Source organism: Saccharopolyspora sp. NPDC003752 (genome assembly GCF_053605825.1).
Map to the genome: position 1 here is coordinate 80454 of NZ_JBSGJZ010000011.1, position 19310 is coordinate 99763.

A 19310-nucleotide genomic window follows, 5' to 3' on the forward strand; every position below is an offset into this window, starting at 1 on the left:
TCCTTACTGTGCTCGGGAGGTTGAACTCAGGCGGGAGAGCACGGCCGCCGAGGTGGCTGGTGCGTAGACTTTCCGTTCGCCGCTATCCCAGCCTTGTGCGATTCGAGTAACGATGTCGAGGATTCGTCGATCACCATTAGTGATTTCTCGGGTGAGTTCTGCGAAAGCGTCACGATACTGCGGACTGAGGTCGCACATTTCGGCCCACTCGCTGAAGTAGTTCCTCGCGATCTTGTACAAGTCCTGGTCGGTGAGAGCCATTCGCCAGAGCAGAGCCATGTCGTCCAGGTGATTTCTCAGCGCGTTTCTCTCCATCCAGAGTGCGAGAAGCCTCGGGTGGCTGACCTTGGTGTCTGAAACGGCGAGGTCATTCGCGAGCATTAAGAAGGCAGTCACGCTGCCTCGCGTGAGGTTCTTGTTGTGAGAAGTAGCCCACGAGTTGACCAGTGAAAGCACGCTCGGCAACAGAACATCTGGCTGGTGGTACGCTAGATCGGCGAGTGAACGCCCGATCCGGTAACGTAATCGCGTCGAGGAATTGTGCATCAGATCGTCGAGCACAGCTATTGCCTGCTCGGGGGCTCGTGTGCCCAGGGGAACGCCAAATGCAGCTGCAGCTCCGAGTTTTCTCGTCTCGTCAGCGCGCGCCCACGACTGCGCCAATCGGACGACGGCGGAGCGTAGATTCCGGTTGTCGGCAGCGAAGGAGAGTGCGATTGCGGCGGACTCGGTGCTTTCCAGCGAAAGTCGTCCTACCCATTTCTCCACAGTGTTGTATGCGACGTCCACGAAATCGAGGTTCATCAACTGACCGACTGTCGCTGCGGCGGAGTGTCGCACAACGGTCTCGTGGTGGTCTTCCCCCAACCAGCAGAGCCACTTAAGGAGCGGTTCTCGGTACGTGCCGGCAACTGTCCACACTCGCTCAACTATCCATGCACGAGACTCTGGTTGTTGGAGTTGAATAGTTTCGATCGGTACGGCGCCGAGTTGTATTCTTTCGATAGTGGACGAGCGATTTATGTACCCTTTTGTGTTTGCTAGGGCAAGCTGCTGCTTACGGCGATCGTCCATTTCGAAGAAATCGAAAAGCCTACTTGCGGAGTCGATCGCATCTCGCCAACGCTGATTGTTGTGGACAGCGGCGGTGAGCAGCCATGGCCATTGCCAGCACGACGAATATGCGATCTTATCAGCTACAGCAGCGCGGCGTCGCTGCCGTTCTTGTCTCGACAGCTGGCTTAGGTCCGGCGAAACAGCGAGTTCCTCGACGAAACGCACTGTCATAGTTGCTGACGCTTCCGCGTTCTCCGCCAGCCAGGCTTGCGCTGCAGCACTGTCGATCAATTCGGCTGCGCGGGCGTCAGTCGTGATTCGGCGCAGGTGGCAAACCAGGATATCCCGGCGAGGTGTTGCTTTACCGAGTTTGACGACATGATTGTGCAAGCTAGTTCGGAGGTCATCGGCGATCACGTCGCTAGTGATCACCATCCGTCCTTGTCCTTCGCGCAAGGTTTGGAGCAGGTGGCGTAACTGTGCTTCGGACAGTCTTCGTAGGACTTTCGCAGGACAATCTGGTACGAGCAAGCCAGCCCCGGGGCGGAACAGGCGCTTGCCCAGTTTCGACAGGTCTGACAATGGATCGATGATGACTACATGCTCAGCTCCGGCGCATCGCAGCAAGTCGGTTGCTGTCGCCGCACGGCCCCAACCTGCTGGCCCGCTCAGAACAGTGAGGACGGATCCACTGACGCGCTTCCGAAGAGAGGCTTGCTCTGGGGCTGGAACGTGGTCGTCGTACTCGGCGAGCTCGTCATCTGTCAAGGTGTGCAGGACAGGTTCGGTGTCGACGTTGTAATCGATGTTCCTGATCTGGACGAACTTGTGTCCTTGAACCAAATCGCCGTAGAACTCGTAGTCCGCGGCCGACCAGCCGCCCTCTGTGAGGCTGGCGCGGATGTCTTCGATGTTCCTTTCGGTTTCGCCGGCGCGAGGGCGCTCCTTGTACTCCAGCTGCTTGGCGATGCTGATTTCGTCCACAGAGGATTTCTTTTCGAAAGCTGAATCATTTGTCCTGTCGGACTCAGCTCGATCTCGCTCAAGGCCTCCGTCGTCCCTGGTTGGCTTAACTTCGTGCTGCTCGCTGCGTCCAGGTTCTCTCGCCTCCTGACGTTCAGCGGTCATCGTTGCCCCCAGTGGTGCACGGTCTTGTCACCGCTGACCAGGTCGCCACGAACGCTCACTCCCGCGTGGAAGTGAGTGCCTGCTCTCGAGGTCGTGGGATCGTGCGCCGCCGGCGCCCTCGACTGGGGCTGCTGGTGAATAGGCGAGTTCTGAGTTGCTCCGGCTTCGCCAACGAGACGGAGCCATCCTGACATCGGCGTATGGGTCCGCTCGACTGGGACTTCTGCATAGTCCGCAGGGTTGATCGCGCCGTAGCCGTGCTTAATGACTGATTGGAATGCTGGAGAGACGATCACCCCGAGCACGCAGGCTGGCCGGTCCCTCAACGCTGAGCGTATTGCATCACAGTTGAGCATCCGGAACGCATCGTTCAAGTCGCTGCCGACCCACCCCTTATTGTCCCGGTGAACGTCCACGCTGTGCAAAGCAGCACGCAATCGAAGCTGGCTACGGAAGCTGGCCAAGTCGTTGTGCTGACGGAGTTCCGTGTGCAAGCGATCGAGCAGTGGGTCGATAAGCCGCGTCTTGTCTGATTCGGGTGGTATGAGGACGAAAACGCCATCGCCGCGGTCCTCGTGATCGAGATCGTCAAGTGACATCCCGATGCTCTCCGTCAGCGTGCTGCTGAGCACGTCGTAAACGCCCGCACGCATGTTTTGCTGAAACCGGTTGTCCTGCTTGCTGAAGTCGACTACGTCAACGGCGAGCGCCAACCTGGTCTGTAGATGTCCCATGCAGTCACTCCGATCGCCGAAAGGTGGAGACGTCGACGACGTGTCTACACGGCGTGATGGCGCCGGTCTGCGACATTTCGCACACAACTTCAAGATTGCTGCCGAGCGTGGTGGGTTAGCTGGTCCATCCGAAGTACGGTGACCGTGTGCCTGCCGGTTTTGACGACGTTTTGGGCGCGTAGAGTGGCCAGTGCACGTCCAACCGACTCTCGAGTTGCTCCGATAGCGTTACCAAGCTCCTGCTGCGTGAAGAGGCGACGGATCTCGATGGATCCGTTCCCCTTCCGGTGCCCATAAAGGTCTGCTAGCTCCAGTAGTAGCCGTGCGAGCCTTGCGGCGACCGGTGCGGTGTCGGCATCGATCCTCCGACGATCTGATTCGTTGACCCGCATAGCGACGTGTTGAAGCACGTGGAATGCCAGTCCGGGCTCTGATTTCATCAGTGCTCGAAAGCGTCCAGCGGGGAGCGCAGTGACCTCCACGGCAGTGGATGCCCTCACTGTGGCTGACCGCGGACTGCAGTTGAGGGCGGCGAGTTCTCCGACGAGTTCCCCTTGTCCCCGTAGGGCCAAGAGTGTTCGTTTTCCGGATTCGTCAACATGGTCGACCACAGCGAGCCCGCGCTCAATGAGCATCACCGAGTCTTCGTCCCCGTGCTGTTGAATGAGCGTTTCACCACTGGCGAAATGGACTTTTCGCCCTAGCGTGCGCAAGTGCTCGATCAAGCTGATGGGTAGCGCGTAGGGGCGGTCATGTCCGGTTCGCTTGTAGGTGGTCATCTCTCGAGCTTGCGATGCCGTTCGAGGTACTCGGTATGGATCCAGACACGCATGCCCTTGACGGACCAACGCCACTACCTGAACGGATGTGGTCGGTAGTGCGGTTCGTAACAGCTCGCTGTTGGATGCTGGCGCGTTGGTCTCGATCAGCCGATGCGGTAAAGGGAGGGGCTCAACCGCTCAGGTTGTTCCATGGCCCGTCCGTCTGCCGGATCAGGTGGGTGGTGCGAAGTCGGCGCGGTTTCAAGAAAGGCGGATGTCACTGTTCGTGATCGGGTCGTGGCGTTCGGGAGTCGGCGAAAGGTGTTGTGGGACTTGGGGATTTTGGTGGCGGCGAAGTATTGGAAACTTACTTCGGATGACGTATAAAGTTACGCATGTCCGAGGTCAACGAGCGTTCGGCGCCCACCGGGAACGAGGCCCTGCGCCGCATCCGCACCGATGCGGTGCTGGCCGCGCTTCGCGAGCACGGCCCGGTTTCCCGCACCGAGCTCGCCGGGCTGACCGGGTACCGGCCCTCTTCGCTGACCGAGATCGTGCGCGAGCTGATGGCCTCCGGGCACGTCGTCGAGGCCGGTGCCGGCGACTCCTCCGGCGGCCGTCGGCCGCGGATGCTGGAGTTCAACCCGGCCGCCGAATCGCTGATCGCCGTTTCCCTGGAGGGGGAGCAGGCGCGCGTTTCCGTGGTCGACCTGGCCGGCGAGCTGCTCGGCGCGCACAGCCGCGCCGTTGATCCGCACGAGCCGCTGGACGGATTGGTCGCCATCATCGACCAGGCGCTGAAGGAACATCCGCGGCCTCGCCCCGGGCGCGTGGTGTTCTCGCTCCCCGGCGTCGCCACCGCGGAGGGCGCCGTGACGCTCTCGCCCGTGCTGGAGGCGCTCGGCGGGCGGTCGCTCACCGACGCGCTGACCGAGCGGGTCGGGCTGCCCGTGCAGGTTTCCAACGACGTCAACCTCATCGCGCTGGGGGAGCGCGAGCGGGGTGCCGCCGCCGACGTCGACGACCTGGTGCTGATCTACGTCGGTTACGGCATCGGCGCCGCCGTGGTCTCCGGCGGCACGCTCTGCCGGGGCGCCGCCGGGTTCGCCGGTGAGATCGGCTTCCTGCCCGCCGGGCTGCCGCCCACGCCGCACACCGGCGGGCGCGGCGAGTTCGAGCGGCGCTGGAGCGTGCCGGGAATCCGGCAGGCGCTGTCCGAAATAGACGGTGGCGCCACCGGTGCGCCGGTCGCCGAGCTGGCCGACCGGGCCGGTGAGCCCGCCGTCGCCGCGCTGCGCAGGCAGGTCATCGAGGCCTGGGCCTACGCCGCCATCGTCTGCGCGTGCGTGGTCAACCCGGCGCGCGTGGTCTTCGCCGGTGCCGCGACCGAACTCGGTCCGGCCGGGCTCGCCGAACTCGCCGAGCTGGTCGGCTCGGCGGCGCCGTCCGCGCCCGAGGTCGTGTTCGCCGAACTGGGCGCGCAGGCGCTGCACATCGGCGCCGTTTCCCCGTCCCTGATGTCCCCCGCTGCGAACACCACGCAGCCCTCGCGCGAAGGGTAGCCATGCGCAGAATCCTCTCCATCGTCGCCGGCGTGCTGATGCTCGCCGGTGTGACCGCAGGCTGCGGCCTGACCCCCGCCGGCGGCGACTCCGGCCTCACCATCTACACCGCCCGCGACAAGGCGCTCGCCGAGAGCGTGGTCAAGGACTTCGAGGCCGCCTACCCCGAATACCAGGGCAAGGTCCGGATCCTGACGCTCGGCGCGCAGGAGGCGTCCGAGCGGGTGTCCGCCGAGAAGGGCCGCCCGCAGGCCGACATCTGGTGGGGCGGCTCGCAGCAGCAGTTCACCCAGGCCGCGAACGCCGACCTGCTCGCCCCCGTGCCGGACCAGGTGCGCGACCGGGTTCCGGAGCGCTACCGCGATGCGCAGGGCCGCTGGGTCGGCGAGATGGTGCTCGCCGAGGTCGTCTTCTACAACGACCAGATGCTCACCCCCGAGCAGGCCCCGAAGGACTGGGACGACCTGATCAAGCCGGAGTACCGGGACAAGATCGTCGTCCGCGACGTGGCCGCGTCCGGCACGATGCGCAGCATCTACTCGGCGATGATCACCCGCAACGGCGGCGCGAACCCCGAGCCGGGCTACGAGTGGCTGCGCAAGCTCGACGCCAACACGAAGGTCTACGCGGCCAACCCGACCGACCTGTACCTGCGCATCCAGCGGCAGGAAGCGCCGATCAGCGTGTGGAACCTGCAGGACGTCATGCTGCAGCAGAAGAAGACCGGCGCGCCGTTCAAGCCGGTGGCGACCACCTCCGGCGTCCCGCAGCTGATCGACGGCATCGCCAAGGTCAAGGGCGGCCCGAACGGCGCCGCCGCGGACAAGTTCCTCGACTTCCTGCTCGGCGTCGAGAAGCAGAAGCAGCTGGCCGAGGAGTACTTCCAGATCCCGACCGTCGAGCAGGCCGGGCAGCCGAGCTGGCTGGCGCCGCTGAACCTGCACGAGATGCCGGTCGACTGGAGCCTGGCCGCCGAGAAGGAGACCGAGTGGATCTCCTACTGGAGCGAGCACATCAAGAACAAGAACTGACGAATACCTTTTTCCAGGCTCGTTTTGCGTAGCGGTGCGGGTAGCGGAACCTCAGAGGCCTTCTCGGCTGTGGGATCCCCGACTTGTGTATGTCCAATACGCGGCGTCGGGGCTGTCCTCGCGAGAAGGCCTCTGAGAACCCGCGGCGGTGCGAGTTGCGTAGGTGGGCTAAGCGGCTGGCGCCGCTTCAAAGAACAAAGCCCGCTGTGCCACTTCCCGAACAGCCTCCATGGCAATCCAAAGCGCTCACGGGCCGCCTCGGCCATCGCTTGCACGGAAAGCCCTTCCTCGCCCAGCACGGAGAGTTCAGCATGATCCCCGTTCGCCTCGACCGCGTCAGCAAGAGCTACGGCTCTGCCTCGCCGGTCGTGCACGACATCGACGTGACGATCGAATCCGGCGAGTTCTTCACGCTCCTCGGCCCTTCCGGGTGCGGCAAGTCGACCACGCTGCGCATGATCGCCGGGTTCGTCACGCCCACCAGCGGCCGAATCCTGTTCGGCGACCGCGACATCACCGCCACGCCGCCGAACAAGCGGGGCACCGGCATGGTGTTCCAGAACTACGCCCTGTTCCCGCACTACGACGTCGCGCAGAACGTCGCCTACGGGCTGGTAACGCGCAAGGTGGCCAAGGGCGAGCGCAACGAGCGGGTGGCCGCCGCGCTCGCCTCCGTGGGGCTCGACGGCTACGCCGACCGGCGGATCGACCAGCTCTCCGGCGGCCAGCAGCAGCGCGTCGCGCTGGCCCGGGCGCTGGTCATCTCGCCCTCGGTGCTGCTCCTCGACGAGCCGCTGTCCAATTTGGACGCCAAGCTGCGCGAGGAGACCCGCGTCGAGATCCGCCGCGCGCAGCGGGAAGCCGGGATCACCAGCGTCTACGTCACGCACGACCAGGCCGAGGCGATGGCGATGAGCGACCGGATCGCCGTGCTCGAATCCGGCAAGCTGCACCAGGTCGGCACCCCGCGCGAGGTCTACCACCAGCCCGCCACCGCCTTCGTGGCCAAGTTCATCGGCGGCAGCAACGTCCTCGACGCCGAGGTCGTCGAGAGCTCCGGCGAGCAGGCCGTGGTGGAGCTGGCGGGCTCCGGGGCGAAGTTCGCCGCCGGTCGTTCGGCGGAGTTCGCGGCCGGCGTGGGCGACCGCGTCGCGGTGTCGGTCCGGCCGGAGCACCTGGCGATCACCGAGGCCGGCGAGGGCAGCTTCGACGCCGTCGTGCGCGCGGTGGAGTTCACCGGCGCCACCTGCGAGTACGAGGTCACCGCGGGCGAGCTGGAGCTGTCGGTCGCGGTGCCGGACCGGCCCGGCCTGCCGAAGCCCGGCGACGTCGTCGGGCTTCGCCCCGAGGCCCAGCACGCCTGGCTGGTGCGGCCATGAGCGCCCCGGCGGCGCGGCGCCGCAGGTTGCCGGCCTCCGACGGCGACCGCTTCGTCTACGTGCTGGCCATCCCGGTCGTGCTGGTCCTGCTGTTCCTCGTCGTCATCCCGATGGCGACGACCGCGCTCACCTCGGCGGGCGGGAACGGCCTCGCGGACAACTACGGCAGCCTGTTCGGCGGGTCTTCGGGCCAGGCGCTGCTGCTGTCGCTGGTGAGTTCGCTCGTCTCCGTCTTCTTCTGCGGCGTGCTCGGCACGCTGCTGGCCGTGCTGCTGCACCGCTTCGACTTCCCCGGCCGCCGGGCGCTTTCGGTGTTCGCAGTGCTGCCGATGGCCTTGCCGCCGCTGATCGGCGCCGTGTCGTTCGTGCTCCTCTACAGCGAGACCGGGATCGTGCCCCGGACGCTGTACGCACTGCTCGGCATCTCGCCCGCGAGCACGTCGGTGAGCGGGCTGGCGGGCGTCGTCCTGGTCCACGCGTTCACCATGTACCCGTACTTCTACCTGTCGGTTTCGGCCGCGCTGGCGGGGCTGGACGGCTCGCTGGAGGAGGCCGCCACCAACCTCGGGGCCGGTCGCGCGAGGGTGTGGCGGACGGTGCTGCTGCCGATGCTCACCCCGGCGCTGGTCTCCGGCGCGCTGCTGACGTTCATGATGTCGATGGCGTCGTTCACCGCGCCGCAGCTCTACAACGTGCAGACGCTGACCATGGAGATCGTGTCTGCGCGCACCTCGGGCAACGCCGCGCTCGCGGCCACCCAGTCGACGGCGCTCTCAATGGTGTCCATCGCCTTCCTGCTGAGCATGCGCTGGTACCAGGGCCGCCGCGTGCACCGCAGCCTGTCGAAGGGCACGCCGAGCGCGCGCCGCGCGCCGGGCTCCGCCGCCGCGAAGTTCGCCGCCGCGCTGGGCAGCCTGCTGCTCACGGTGGTGCTGCTGGCGCCGGTGCTGGTGATCGTGCTCGTGTCGTTCTCGGTGGACGGCGCCTGGACGACGCAGGTGCTGCCGCCCGAGTACACATTGGACAACTACCTGCGGATCTTCGCCGAGCCGCAGAGCCTGCTGCCGATCTCGGTGAGCGTGCAGACCGCGCTGCTGGCCACCCTGGCCGCGATCGTCATCGGCGCGGCGGCCTCGTGGGTCGTCGCCCGCTGGAAGGGCCCGGGCCGCGGCGCGCTGGACGTGATCATCATGCTGCCGTGGGCGCTGCCCGGCACGGTCATCGGCGTGAACCTGGTGACGGCGTTCAACGAACCCGGCGTCGGCAACCTCGGCCTGACGCTGGTCGGGACGCTGTGGATCCTGCCGGTCGCCTACTTCGTCCGGTTCGTGCCGCTGGTGTTCCGCTCGACCAGCGCCTCCCTGGAGCAGCTCGACCCGTCGCTGGAGGAGGCGGCGCGCAACCTCGGCGCCGGTCCGCTGCGGGTCCTGCGCACGGTCACGCTGCCGCTGGTGCTGCGCGGGGTGCTCGCCGGCGCGCTGCTGGCCTTCGTGGACGGCGTCGGCGAGTACGTCGCCTCGGTGGTGATCTACCCGCCCGGCCTGCCACCGATGTCGGTGGAGATCTACAACCGCATCTACTCCTCGGAGTTCGGCACGGCGGCCGCCTACGGCGCGCTGCAGATCGTGCTGATCCTGGTCGTCCTCGCGGTGTCGAACCGCCTCGGCCAGGGCCCGCGCCAGAAGCGCTCGCCGACGGTGATCCCCGCCGCGTAGCGCCACGTCCACGACAATCCACGGTGGAAAGAGCTGTTCACATGACCAAGCCTCCGGAACTGTCCAACTACTGGCAGAACCACCTCCGGGTGGCCTTCGAGAAGTCCGCGCCGCAGCTGTACCGGCCGATGCTGCACGCCAGCCTCGCGCACGTGGTGATGCTCGCCGAGCAGGGCCTGCTGCCCGCCGCCCGGGCCCGGCAGCTGCTCGGCGGGCTGCGCGAGCTGCTCGCGGCCGACGACGACCGGTTCGCCTTCGACGGCAGCGTCGAGGACGTCTACTACCTCGTCGAGCAGCGGCTCGCCGCGGCCGCCGGCATCCGGCCGTCCGAGCTGGACGTGCAGCTGGCCCGCTCCCGCAACGACCTCGACGCCGGCGTGTTCCGCATGGTGCTGCGGGAGAACGTGCTGGACCAGGCCCGCCAGGCATGCGCCGCCGCCGAGGCCGCCGCGGCCCAGGCGGACCGCCATGCCGACGTCCTGATCACCGGGTTCACCCACCGCAGGCCCGCCCAGCCGACCACGCTCGGGCACGTGCTGGCCGGCTACGCCGAGGCGCTGCTCAGCCAGGCCGAGGAGCTGCTGTCGGTCTACGACGAGCTCGACGTCAACCCGCTCGGTTCGTGCGCGTTCGCCGGCACCGACCTGCCCATCGCCCCGCCGCGGCTCGCCGAACTGCTCGGCTTCCGGGAGACCTTCACCTCCAGCTACGAGGCGGTGGCCGGGGCCGAGCACCTGATGCGCACCGCGGCGGTGCAGGCCCGCATCCTGGCCACCGGCGCCCGGATGGCCCGCACGATGCTGGACTGGATGACGTACGGCTGGATCGCCACCCCGGACTCGTACTGCCAGGGCTCCAGCATCATGCCGCAGAAGAAGAACCCGGTGGTGCTGGAGCACATGTGCTCGATGGCCGGAGCGGCGGCGGCCGACCTGGCCGCGACGATGAACAACGTCGGCGCAGCCTGGTACGAGGACTCCAACAACGCCACCACGGACGTCCAGGAGCACCTCTGGCGGGCCGGTGACCGCGCGGTGCGGTTCCTGACGCTGATGCGCGGCCTGCTGGAGGAGCTGAGCCCGCAGAACCCGCCTTCGCCGGAGGACGTCGTGGCCACCGGCGCGACCACCACGGCGATCGCCGAAGCGCTGGCGGGCGCGGGAATCCCCTGGCGGGGCGCGCATTCCGTGGTCGGCGCGCTCGTCCGGCAGGCGCCGCCGGCGGAGTGGACCGCCGCCGTGGTCGCCGCCGCGATCGCCGAAGCCGGACTGGGCACCGTGGACGATTCGGTGGTGGAGGCGGCGCTGGCCGCGGGGCTTCGCCCGCAGCAGGTGCTCGACCGTCCCCAGGACGGCGGCCCCGGCGCCGCGGCGGTGCGCCGCACGGCGGAGCTCGCCCTGGCCCGCGCCCGGGTGCTGGCCAGCGCGTTCGCCGACCGCAGGGCTGCCCTGGGCGAGGCCGGGAGCAAGCTCGACGCGGCCGTGGACGCCGTGCTGGCCGGAGGCCGCGGGTGAGCCATCCAGCTCCCGACAACCGAATCACCGTTGTTGGCAACGTGAACCTCGACGTCCTGGTCGCCGGGGCGGCGGAGCTCCCGCCGCCGGGCACCGAGCAGATCGTGCCGTCGATCGTGCTGCGGCCAGGCGGTTCGGCCGCGAACACCGCGATCGTGCTGGCCCGGCTGGGCAGGCCGACGGTGCTGGCCGGGCGGGTCGGCGACGACGGGACCGCACGGCTGCTCGCCGACCAGCTGGACATCCCCGGCCTGCGGTTGGAGCTGGCCCAGGTGCCCGGCGAGCACACCGGCGTGACCGTCGCCGCCGAGGCACCGGGCCGGGATCGCGCGTTCCTCTCGGCGCTCGGGGCGATGGCCGACCTGGACGCGACCGCCGTGCCCGAAGCGGCGCTGGCGGCCCGGTTCGTGTTGCTGTCCGGCTATTTCCTGCTACCGGCGCTGCAGGGCGAGCCCGCTCGTGACCTGCTGGCGCAGGCGCGGCAGGCCGGGGCGCGCACCGCGCTGGACACCGGTTGGGATCCGGCCGGCTGGGACGCTGGAACCCGCGCGGAGGTGCTGCGGCTGCTGCGCGAGGTCGACGTGTTCCTGCCCAACGACGACGAGCTGCACGCCCTGCACGGCGATCGGTGCGACGACGAGGTCGCGGCCCGCAGCATCGCCGACGAGACAGGGGCGACCGTCGTGGTCAAGCGCGGCGCACGCGGCGCCCTCGTCGCTCAGCCCGGTCTTCCGCACAGCACTCATCCGGCGCCCGAGGTGCAGGTCCGGGACTCCACCGGCGCCGGCGACGCGTTCAACGCCGGACTGCTGCACCGGCTCGCCGACGGCGCGTCCACGGGCGACGCCGCCGACTACGCCGTCCGGGTCGCCGCGACCGTGATCAGCAGGCCCTCGCACGACCGGGCCTTCGCACTGGAGGACGTGATCACATGAGCGGCCTTGTGCCAGCCCCAGTTCTGCTCAACGGCACCTCAGGGGACCGTGACGCAACCCAGCCACAAGAAACCGCGAAACGCGAGATCACTCCCGGACGGGACCACCACTGTGATTCGCGGAGAGGCGGAACAGTGCGCGGGATCCCGATCGTCGACTTCCACCTGCACTTCCGGATCGAGCACGACGAGGCGACCAGGGATCTCTCCGGCGGCCAGTTTAGCTGCGCCGACCACGACGAGGCGGCCCAGCGCCGCCGCGCCGAGCAGGTGGCGGAGCAGTCCCGGCGCTGGCGGCGGGCCTGGGACTTCCCCGATCCGCAGCCGGATCCCGAGCGGACCTGGCAGGCCGAGGCGGACATGTGGCTGGCCGAGCTCGACCGCTACGAGATCGCCCACGCGGCGTTCGTCACCGGCTGCGGCGACGAGCGGGTGGCCGAGCTCGTCGCCCGCGCACCGGAGCGGTTCTCCGGGATGGCGAACCTGCGCGACCTCACCGCCCCGGACGCCGCCGAGCGCCTGGCGCGGGCGATCGACGAGTTCGGCCTGCGCGGGCTGAAGCTGTTCGCCCCGCTGCTGCCGCACCGCATCGACGACCCGGCCGCCGACCCGGTGTGGCGGGTGGCCGCCGACCGCGGCATCCCCGTGCTGATCCACTTCGGACACTGCGGCTCCAGCGGGGGAGTGGCGCACAACGCGCACATCGAACCCGCGTGGCTGGAGCCGGTCGCCAAGCGGTTCCCGGGCATCCCGTTCGTGGTCCCGCACTTCGGCGTGCAGCACGTGCAGCAGGTCCTGTTCCTGTGCTGGGCCTGCCCGAACGTGCTGGTGGACACCTCGGGCTCGAACCAGTGGGTGCGCTGGATGCCCTACAAGCTGACGCTGGAGGACCTGTTCCGGCGCTGCTACGAAACGATCGGCCCGGAGCGCATCGTCTTCGGCAGCGACTCCTCCTGGTTCCCGCGCGGCTACTGCCACCGGTACCTGGCCGACCAGCTGCGGGTGTGCCACGAGATGGGCATGCCGGAGGCGGACCTGCACGCGATCTTCGGCGGCAACGCCGCACGACTGCTGGGGATCCCCGGCCTCGGGAAGGGAACGGAATGACGACGGAAGCGGGCACCTGGATGGCCGCGGAGATCGCCGAACAACCGCGGGTGCTGGCCGACCTGGCCGGGCGCGCGGGGGAGTTCCGGGAGGTGGCGGAGCGGCTCGAACGCCGCCGCCCGCGGTTCGTGCTGTTCGCCGCGCGCGGCTCCAGTGACAACGCGGCGCTGTACGGCAAGTACCTCGCGGAGGTGCTGCTCGGGCTGCCTGCTGGATTGGTGTCGCCCTCCACGACCACGCTGTACGGGGCGGAGCCGGACCTGACGGACGTCGCGCTCGTCGCGGTCAGCCAGAGCGGCGGTTCACCGGACCTCGTGGAGGTGACCGAGCAGGCGGCCAAGCGCGGGGCGTTCACGGTCGCGGTGACGAACACGCCGGACTCGCCCCTCGGCGCTGCGGCGCAGCACACCCTGGACATCGGGGCGGGGGTGGAGCGTGCGGTCGCGGCGACCAAGACCTACACCGCGACGCTCCTCGCACTGCACCTGCTGTTCTCCGGGGTCCGCGGCGGGGCGACCGCCGAGCGCATCGGCGAGCTCGCACAGTCCTGTTTGGACGGCAATGAGGAGCGGGTCGCCGCTGCCGCGCACCGGTTGCGCTTCGCGGACCAGGTGATCACCACCGCGCGCGGGTACTCGCTGGCCACCGCGCACGAAGCGGCGTTGAAGCTGGCGGAGACCAGCTACCTGGTCACCCGCGCCTACAGCGGTGCGGACCTGCTGCACGGGCCGATCGCGGCGGTGGGCCAGGAAACGGCGGTGCTGGCGGTGACCGGAACCGGGCCGGGCGGCGCGGCGATGGCGGAACCGCTGGCCAGGCTCACCGGGCAGGGCGCGGACGTCCTGCGGATCGGCCCTGGCGACGATGCGCAGCTGCGGATCCCGGAGCTGCCGGAGGAGTTGTCGCCGGTCCTGGAGGTGCTGCCGCTCCAGCGGCTCGCGTGGGCGCTGGCCACGGCGCGCGGCTACGACCCGGACCGCCCGGCCGGGCTGCGCAAGGTCACCGAAACCCGCTGAAGCCCCGTGCCGCATGTCCCGTTGCGTTTGCTTCGTTTATTGCGGATACTGCGGATAGTGCAGCGGAAGGATGATCGCCATGTCTCAGCTCGCTTTAGATCCGATCCAGCCCAGCCGGACCGATGCGGCCACGGCCGACAAAGCGCTGCAACACATCCGTGACTACCTCAGCCGCCACCACGAGCAGAGCGTCCAACTCGCGGTCGACGACGAGGACGGCGATCAGCTCGTCGTGCCCCGTGGTGCCGTGGAACTACTCGCGCGGATCCTGGCGCACATGGCGGCAGGCAAGGGGGTCTCCGTCGTGCCTGCCGGCGCGGACCTGACTACCCAACAGGCCGCGGACCTGCTCAACGTCTCCCGGCCGTACCTGATCGGCCTGCTGGAAGCGGGCGAGATCGAGCACCGCAAGGTCGGCACCCATCGCCGGGTCAAGGTCGAATCCCTGCTGGAGTACATGCGGCGCGACGACCAGCGCCGCCGCGAAGCCGCCGACGAGCTCACCGACCTCACCCAAGAACTGGGGCTTTGATGACCTTCGTCGTCATCTACGACGCCAACGTCCTGTACCCCAACGTCCTGCGCGACCTGCTGATCCGGGTCGCGCAGGTCGGCCTCGTCCAGGCCAAGTGGACCCACTGCATCCTCGACGAGACGTTCGGGAACATCAAAGCCAATCGTCCCGATCTCGACCCCGCCAAGCTGGACCGCACACGCGAGCTGATGATCAGGGCCGTTCGGGACTGCCTGGTCATGGGCTACGAGCCGCTGATCGACGCCGTCAAACTCCCCGACCCCGATGATCGACACGTCTTGGCCGCCGCCATCAAGGCCCGTGCCCAGGTGATCGTCACCGCCAATCTCAAGGACTTTCCCGCAGACGCTCTGGACCAGTGGGACATCGAGACGAGGCACCCCGACGCTTTCATCCTCGACCAGATCTACCTCGATCGGCCAACCGTGTACGGCTGCATCCAGCGCATCGCGGACTCGCTCACCAATCCACCGCGCACCGTCCATGACGTCCTCGCCAGGCTCGAAGACCTGGGCCTGGTCGAATCGGTTGCTGCACTGCGCACCTAGTGCAGCGTGCACCAGCCTGCGCCTGCCGTCGCGGTGGGAACGCGGGCGAGTGCGTTGAGCCCCCTGAAGACAGAGCCTTCCTGACGTGACTCTCCCTGCCTGTGACCTGGTCAGGGCCTGTGGGCGGCAGTGTACTGCTCGTCGGTGACCGGTTCGAGCCAGGTGGTGCCGTCTCCGTCGTCGGTTCCCTCGACCATCGCGATGTGGCTCATGCAGGTGCTGTTGGTGCCGCCGTGCCAGTGCTCCTCGCCGGGCGGGGTCCACACGGTGTCGCCCGCCCGCACGCGGATGACCTTGCCGTCGCGGTTGACGACGAAGCCGACGCCCTCGGTGACGTGCAGGGTCTGGCCGACGGCGTGGGAGTGCCAGTTGGTGCGCGCGCCGGGGGTGAACCGGACCAGGGCAGCGACCAGCCGCGACGGCGGCTCCGCCTTCTTGAGCGGCGTCACGTGGACGTCGCCGGTGAACGCGGCCGCCGGGGCCTTGACGGTGTCGTTGACGGGGATGAGTTCCACGGATCTCTCCTTCTCGTGTCGTGCCGGATTGCCGGCGGCCCGGTGCGGGCCCGCCATCGGCGGCGGGGATCAGGCCGCGAAGACGTTCTTGGCGACGGCCATCGCCGCCATCGCGCGCGGCCAGCCCGCGTAGAAGGCCAGGTGGGTGAGCGCCTCGATCAGCTCGGCTTCGGTGTTGCCGTTCTCCCTGGCCAGGCCGAGGTGGAAGACGAGCTGGTCGGTGTTACCCGCGGTCGCCAGGGCGGCGACCGTGACCAGGCTGCGTTCCTTCGGGGTGAGTTCGGTGCGCTCCCAGACCTCGCCGAAGAGCACGTCGTCGGTGAAGTGCACGAGCGCGGGCGCGAAGTCGCCGAACATCTTCTCCGCGGCGGAGGGCTCCCGCCGCGCGTTCTGGTCGGTCATGCGTGTCCTATCCGGGTCGTTGTCCTCGGTGACCGGCGCGACTCCGGTGGCGCAGCGTGGCGGCCGCGTCGTGCCGGAGGCGGTCACATCACGAGAAAACCCCGGTCTGCGCACGTGCGGGAGGGCGCGTCTTTCCGGGTCACGGCAGAACCCCCCTCGCCGCCGAGGCCCGTCGTACCGTGGACGGCGTGAGCGCCAAGAGCACCGAGGCCCGCGACTTCCTGGTCACCCGCCGGGCCAAGATCACCCCGGACCAGGCCGGGCTCAGCCACTTCGGCGGCAACCGCCGGGTTCCCGGCCTGCGCCGCGAGGAGGTCGCGCTGCTCGCCGGCGTCTCCGACAGCGTCCTGGACGCGGTGGCCGGCGCCCTCCGGCTCGACGAGGCCGAACGCGTCTACCTGTTCGACCTCGCCCGCGCCGCGAACGCCGCCGGCCGCCCCCACACCGGCCAGCGCCGGCGCCCTGCGCAGCGGGTGCGCCCGGTCGTGCAGCAGATCATCGACGGCATGACCAACACCGTCGCGTTCGTCCGCAACGGCCGGCTGGACATCCTCGGCGCCAACGCGCTCGGGCGGGCGCTGTACTCGCCGGTCTTCGACAGCCCCACCCGCACCAGCGAGGTCACGCCGCCCAACATCGCCCGCTTCGGCTTCCTCGACCCCGCCGCCCGCGACTTCTTCCCCGACTACGACGAGTCCTGCCACACCTCGGTCGCCATCCTGCGCACCGAAGCGGGCCACAACCCGCACGACCGCGGCCTCACCGACCTCATCGGCGAGTTGTGCACCCGCAGCGAGGACTTCCGCACCCGCTGGGCCGCGCACGACGTCCGCCTCCACCGGACCGGCACCAAGCACTTCCACCACCCCGTCGTCGGCGACCTCACCCTCAACTTCGAAGCCATGCAGTTCACCGCCGACGCGGGCCTCACCCTCAGCGCCTACACCGCCGAACCCGGCTCGCCTTCGGCGGAGGCGCTCCAACTGCTCGCCAGCTGGGCAGCCACCGGCACACCGCTGAAATCGTCCTAAGTGGTCGTGGTGGGGACGCAGGCGATCGCGTTGAAGGCCCTGGAGATCGGGGCCGTCATGAAGCCGCCCTCCGCCCGGATCCTCCGGTAGGCGTCGTCCTCGGGGTCGAGCGCCGCGATCGTCAGCGGTGCGTCGCTGGTGAAAGCCGTTTCGATGCAGTCCGGTTCCAGCGGCGGCAGCGGAACTTCCCGCGTTTCCAGGCAATCCGGGGTCAGCGCGCCGTCCACGGCTCGGCCGCCGATGCTCGTCGCGGCGATCGCCACGTAGTCGTCGCCCAGCGCCTCGGCCAGGTGGTAGCCCGCCGGGAACAGCCCGAACGCGCCTTCGTGCTCGACCGGGGTCCGCCGGAGGTGCATGTTGTGCATGGCGAAGAGGATCCGGGGTTCCGCGGCCAGCACGTCCAGGACCGTTTCGGCCGCGAAGCGGTCGAGTTCGGCCGTGCCGACGGCGAGGCCCGTACCGCTGAGATCCCGGTGGAAGTGGTCCAGGTGCCAGGCGCCGCGCAGGTGCCGCACCGCCGCGGCGTGCTCGCGACCGCGGCCCTCGGAGCGGTGGTGGGCGGCCATGCACTCCATGCGCGCCAGCAGCCGGCTCAGCGCCGCAGTCGCGGCGTCGCGGTCCGCGGTGTCGAGCTCGGCGTAGCGCTGGAAAGCCCGCAGGGAGTCGGCGTCGAACCGCTCCGCCACCTCGATGGCCTGCGTGAGCAGCGACAACGCGTCCGGGTCGGCTCGGCGCAGGAACCGTTCGACCTCGGTGAGCGCCGGGAGCGGCGAGCCGGTGGAGACCGGCAGGGCGCCGACGAAGCGCAGCGGCTGCTCGGCGCGCTCGTTGTGCCGGCGCATCCAGCTCAGGTGGGCGTGCATCTCCGGGTGGTCGCCCAGGCCGAGCGCGGTGCCCGCCGTGCTGACCGCCGCGACGTCGCCCGGACCGCCCCGCACCCAGTCGTCGATGACGTGCGCCTCGGTGAACGGGGCTTCGAAGACGTAGGCGGTGAATCCGCAGCGCTCGACGAGGAAGCGCAGCAGCCGGTGCCGCATGCGGTAGAACTCCGCGGCGTGGTGGGTGCTTTCGCCGATCCCCACGACGCGGGCGCCGCCGATCACGTCGCGCAGCGGTTCCAGGTCGTCCAGCGGTGCATCCGGGTCCAGTGAGGCCGCCACCGCCTGGGCCCGCGTCACCGGCGGGCTCCGGCCAGGTTCGCGGCGATGATCACCAGGACGAAGGCGGTGAGCGCCGTGGTCACCCGGATGTCGTTGAACGTGCCCCAGACCGCGAGCCGGTCCAGGTGGTCGGGGGCGAGCTCGCCGGCGGCCCAGCGCTTCATCTCCTGGTTGATCGGCACGTTCCCGAACCTGGTCACCAGGAACGAGGCCACCGCGAGGGCGGTGGCGGCGATCGCCAGCGTGCGCGCCCGGCCGCGGGCGCTGATGGCCAGCCAGCCGGTGGTCGCGACCGCCGCCGCCATCAGGAGCTGCATGACGACGCCGTTGACCTTCATCAACTCGGTGCGGAACGCGAGGTGCACGTCCAGCGGCACGGCCGAGAACGTCGGCGTCACGTTGGCCCAGCCGTAGAAGAACGCCCCGGAGAGCACTCCGGTCGCCAGCAGCGCGAAGCCCGTGGCGAGCCGCGCGTTGATCGATTTCGCAGACATGGGGTGAGGTTGCGGTGCGGCGCTCGCAAACCGCACACAGCCCGCTCGCAGCAGGCGGGTTGTCCGCTTCCTCCCGATCCGCGATCGGGACGCGAATGCAGGGACGCGCCGGAATGGTGCGGGGTTGCTTTTTCCGCTCGTTCTGTGGGGAATTTCCCGGCCGCGCCGTTCTGCGGATGTCGTTGATCTGCCGCGCGTAGCGTGACCGGAGTCCGTTGAAATTCTTCGCCCAGCCCGGTTCGCCGCGCTGTTTCCGGCTGACCGGGCAAGGGGAATCGTTGTGTAGGTGGTAGTTCCATGAAGCGCTTAACCCTGTCGATGATCGGCGCCGCCGCGTTGGCCCTGACCCTCGTCGGCGTCCCCGCGCAGGCCGCGCCCGCCGGTCCGGAGGCGGCCGCGTCCTGCAAGCTCACCGGCCACTCGAAGAGCCTCGGCGAAACCGGGTTCGGCCTGCGCGCCAGCGCCACGACCAACCAGTCGGGCTGCAAGGTCACCGGGAAGCTGGAGCGCAAGAGCGGTTCGGGCTGGACCGGTGTGGGGACGAAGGCGGAGACCTCCGACGGCTCGAAGAACGCCCTCTTCAACTTCGAGTGCGGCAGTCGCGCGGAATACCGGCTGATCGTCACCACCGGCGGCGACTCGGCCACCATCGGATCCACCGGAAAGGTCTGCTGAGCGGAATTCGCGC

The 19310-nt window shown here is 68.8% G+C and carries 19 protein-coding genes; 12 read left to right on the forward strand and 7 right to left on the reverse strand.

What is annotated here, in order from left to right:
- Positions 1 to 3 precede the first annotated feature (3 nt).
- The 3 genes from ACWEV3_RS16580 to ACWEV3_RS16590 form a co-directional block, all read right to left on the reverse strand.
- On the reverse strand, positions 4 to 2040 hold the full coding sequence (locus ACWEV3_RS16580) for a hypothetical protein (protein WP_452614701.1): 2037 nt from the start codon (positions 2038 to 2040) through the stop codon (positions 4 to 6).
- Positions 2041 to 2180: 140 nt separating this feature from the next.
- Complete coding sequence (locus tag ACWEV3_RS16585; protein WP_452614702.1) at positions 2181 to 2918, reverse strand: hypothetical protein; 738 nt, start codon at positions 2916 to 2918, stop codon at positions 2181 to 2183.
- Between the two features lie 89 nt (positions 2919 to 3007).
- A complete protein-coding gene (locus ACWEV3_RS16590; protein WP_452614703.1) occupies positions 3008 to 3697 on the reverse strand; it encodes a Crp/Fnr family transcriptional regulator in 690 nt (229 codons plus the stop codon).
- Between the two features lie 377 nt (positions 3698 to 4074).
- Between ACWEV3_RS16590 and ACWEV3_RS16595 the strand changes: the two genes are divergently transcribed.
- The 10 genes from ACWEV3_RS16595 to ACWEV3_RS16640 all read left to right on the forward strand — a co-directional run bounded on the left by ACWEV3_RS16595 (position 4075) and on the right by ACWEV3_RS16640 (position 15020).
- Positions 4075 to 5241 carry an ROK family protein gene (locus tag ACWEV3_RS16595; protein WP_452614704.1) on the forward strand — a complete coding sequence of 389 codons (1167 nt, stop codon included), beginning with the start codon at positions 4075 to 4077 and terminating at the stop codon, positions 5239 to 5241.
- Positions 5242 to 5243: 2 nt separating this feature from the next.
- Positions 5244 to 6272, forward strand: coding sequence for an extracellular solute-binding protein (locus ACWEV3_RS16600; protein ID WP_397526110.1), 1029 nt, complete (start codon positions 5244 to 5246; stop codon positions 6270 to 6272).
- 311 nt (positions 6273 to 6583) lie between these two features.
- Positions 6584 to 7651 carry an ABC transporter ATP-binding protein gene (locus ACWEV3_RS16605; protein WP_452614705.1) on the forward strand — a complete coding sequence of 356 codons (1068 nt, stop codon included), beginning with the start codon at positions 6584 to 6586 and terminating at the stop codon, positions 7649 to 7651.
- Positions 7648 to 9366 carry an ABC transporter permease gene (locus ACWEV3_RS16610; protein ID WP_452614706.1) on the forward strand — a complete coding sequence of 573 codons (1719 nt, stop codon included), beginning with the start codon at positions 7648 to 7650 and terminating at the stop codon, positions 9364 to 9366. The genes ACWEV3_RS16605 and ACWEV3_RS16610 overlap by 4 nt, the downstream gene beginning before the upstream one ends.
- A gap of 41 nt (positions 9367 to 9407) precedes the next feature.
- Positions 9408 to 10880, forward strand: coding sequence for a lyase family protein (locus ACWEV3_RS16615; protein ID WP_452614707.1), 1473 nt, complete (start codon positions 9408 to 9410; stop codon positions 10878 to 10880).
- Positions 10877 to 11815, forward strand: coding sequence for a carbohydrate kinase family protein (locus tag ACWEV3_RS16620; protein ID WP_452614708.1), 939 nt, complete (start codon positions 10877 to 10879; stop codon positions 11813 to 11815). Before ACWEV3_RS16615 ends, ACWEV3_RS16620 begins: the two co-directional genes overlap by 4 nt.
- A 134-nt stretch (positions 11816 to 11949) precedes the next feature.
- Entirely contained in the window at positions 11950 to 12921 is a 972-nt protein-coding gene (locus ACWEV3_RS16625) for an amidohydrolase family protein (protein WP_452614709.1), read from the forward strand.
- Positions 12918 to 13937, forward strand: a complete 1020-nt coding sequence (locus ACWEV3_RS16630; protein ID WP_452614710.1) for an SIS domain-containing protein — start codon at positions 12918 to 12920, stop codon at positions 13935 to 13937. Before ACWEV3_RS16625 ends, ACWEV3_RS16630 begins: the two co-directional genes overlap by 4 nt.
- A 79-nt stretch (positions 13938 to 14016) precedes the next feature.
- Positions 14017 to 14469, forward strand: coding sequence for a helix-turn-helix domain-containing protein (locus ACWEV3_RS16635; RefSeq protein ID WP_452614711.1), 453 nt, complete (start codon positions 14017 to 14019; stop codon positions 14467 to 14469).
- Complete coding sequence (locus ACWEV3_RS16640; protein ID WP_452614712.1) at positions 14469 to 15020, forward strand: PIN domain-containing protein; 552 nt, start codon at positions 14469 to 14471, stop codon at positions 15018 to 15020. The genes ACWEV3_RS16635 and ACWEV3_RS16640 overlap by 1 nt, the downstream gene beginning before the upstream one ends.
- Before the next feature lie 110 nt (positions 15021 to 15130).
- Here the strand turns inward: ACWEV3_RS16640 and ACWEV3_RS16645 are convergent, their stop codons facing one another.
- Both ACWEV3_RS16645 and ACWEV3_RS16650 read right to left on the reverse strand, forming a co-directional pair.
- Positions 15131 to 15535 (reverse strand): (R)-mandelonitrile lyase, encoded by a 405-nt coding sequence (locus tag ACWEV3_RS16645; RefSeq protein WP_358490753.1) that lies wholly within the window; start codon positions 15533 to 15535, stop codon positions 15131 to 15133.
- 69 nt (positions 15536 to 15604) lie between these two features.
- Positions 15605 to 15937, reverse strand: coding sequence for a carboxymuconolactone decarboxylase family protein (locus ACWEV3_RS16650; RefSeq protein WP_452614713.1), 333 nt, complete (start codon positions 15935 to 15937; stop codon positions 15605 to 15607).
- Positions 15938 to 16125: 188 nt separating this feature from the next.
- Between ACWEV3_RS16650 and ACWEV3_RS16655 the strand changes: the two genes are divergently transcribed.
- On the forward strand, positions 16126 to 16968 hold the full coding sequence (locus ACWEV3_RS16655) for an MmyB family transcriptional regulator (RefSeq protein ID WP_452614714.1): 843 nt from the start codon (positions 16126 to 16128) through the stop codon (positions 16966 to 16968).
- Here ACWEV3_RS16655 and ACWEV3_RS16660 read toward each other — a convergent pair.
- Together ACWEV3_RS16660 and ACWEV3_RS16665 are read right to left on the reverse strand one after the other, a co-directional pair.
- Positions 16965 to 18146, reverse strand: coding sequence for an erythromycin esterase family protein (locus ACWEV3_RS16660; protein ID WP_452614715.1), 1182 nt, complete (start codon positions 18144 to 18146; stop codon positions 16965 to 16967). The two genes, ACWEV3_RS16655 and ACWEV3_RS16660, sit on opposite strands and share 4 nt — an antisense overlap.
- Positions 18143 to 18622: an anthrone oxygenase family protein gene (locus ACWEV3_RS16665; protein WP_452614716.1), complete on the reverse strand. Its 480-nt coding sequence runs from the start codon at positions 18620 to 18622 to the stop codon at positions 18143 to 18145. Before ACWEV3_RS16665 ends, ACWEV3_RS16660 begins: the two co-directional genes overlap by 4 nt.
- Positions 18623 to 18919: 297 nt before the next feature.
- On the opposite strand from ACWEV3_RS16665, the gene ACWEV3_RS16670 reads away from it, so the two are divergent.
- On the forward strand, positions 18920 to 19297 hold the full coding sequence (locus ACWEV3_RS16670; RefSeq protein WP_452614717.1) for a hypothetical protein: 378 nt from the start codon (positions 18920 to 18922) through the stop codon (positions 19295 to 19297).
- The last annotated feature ends 13 nt before the right edge of the window (positions 19298 to 19310 follow it).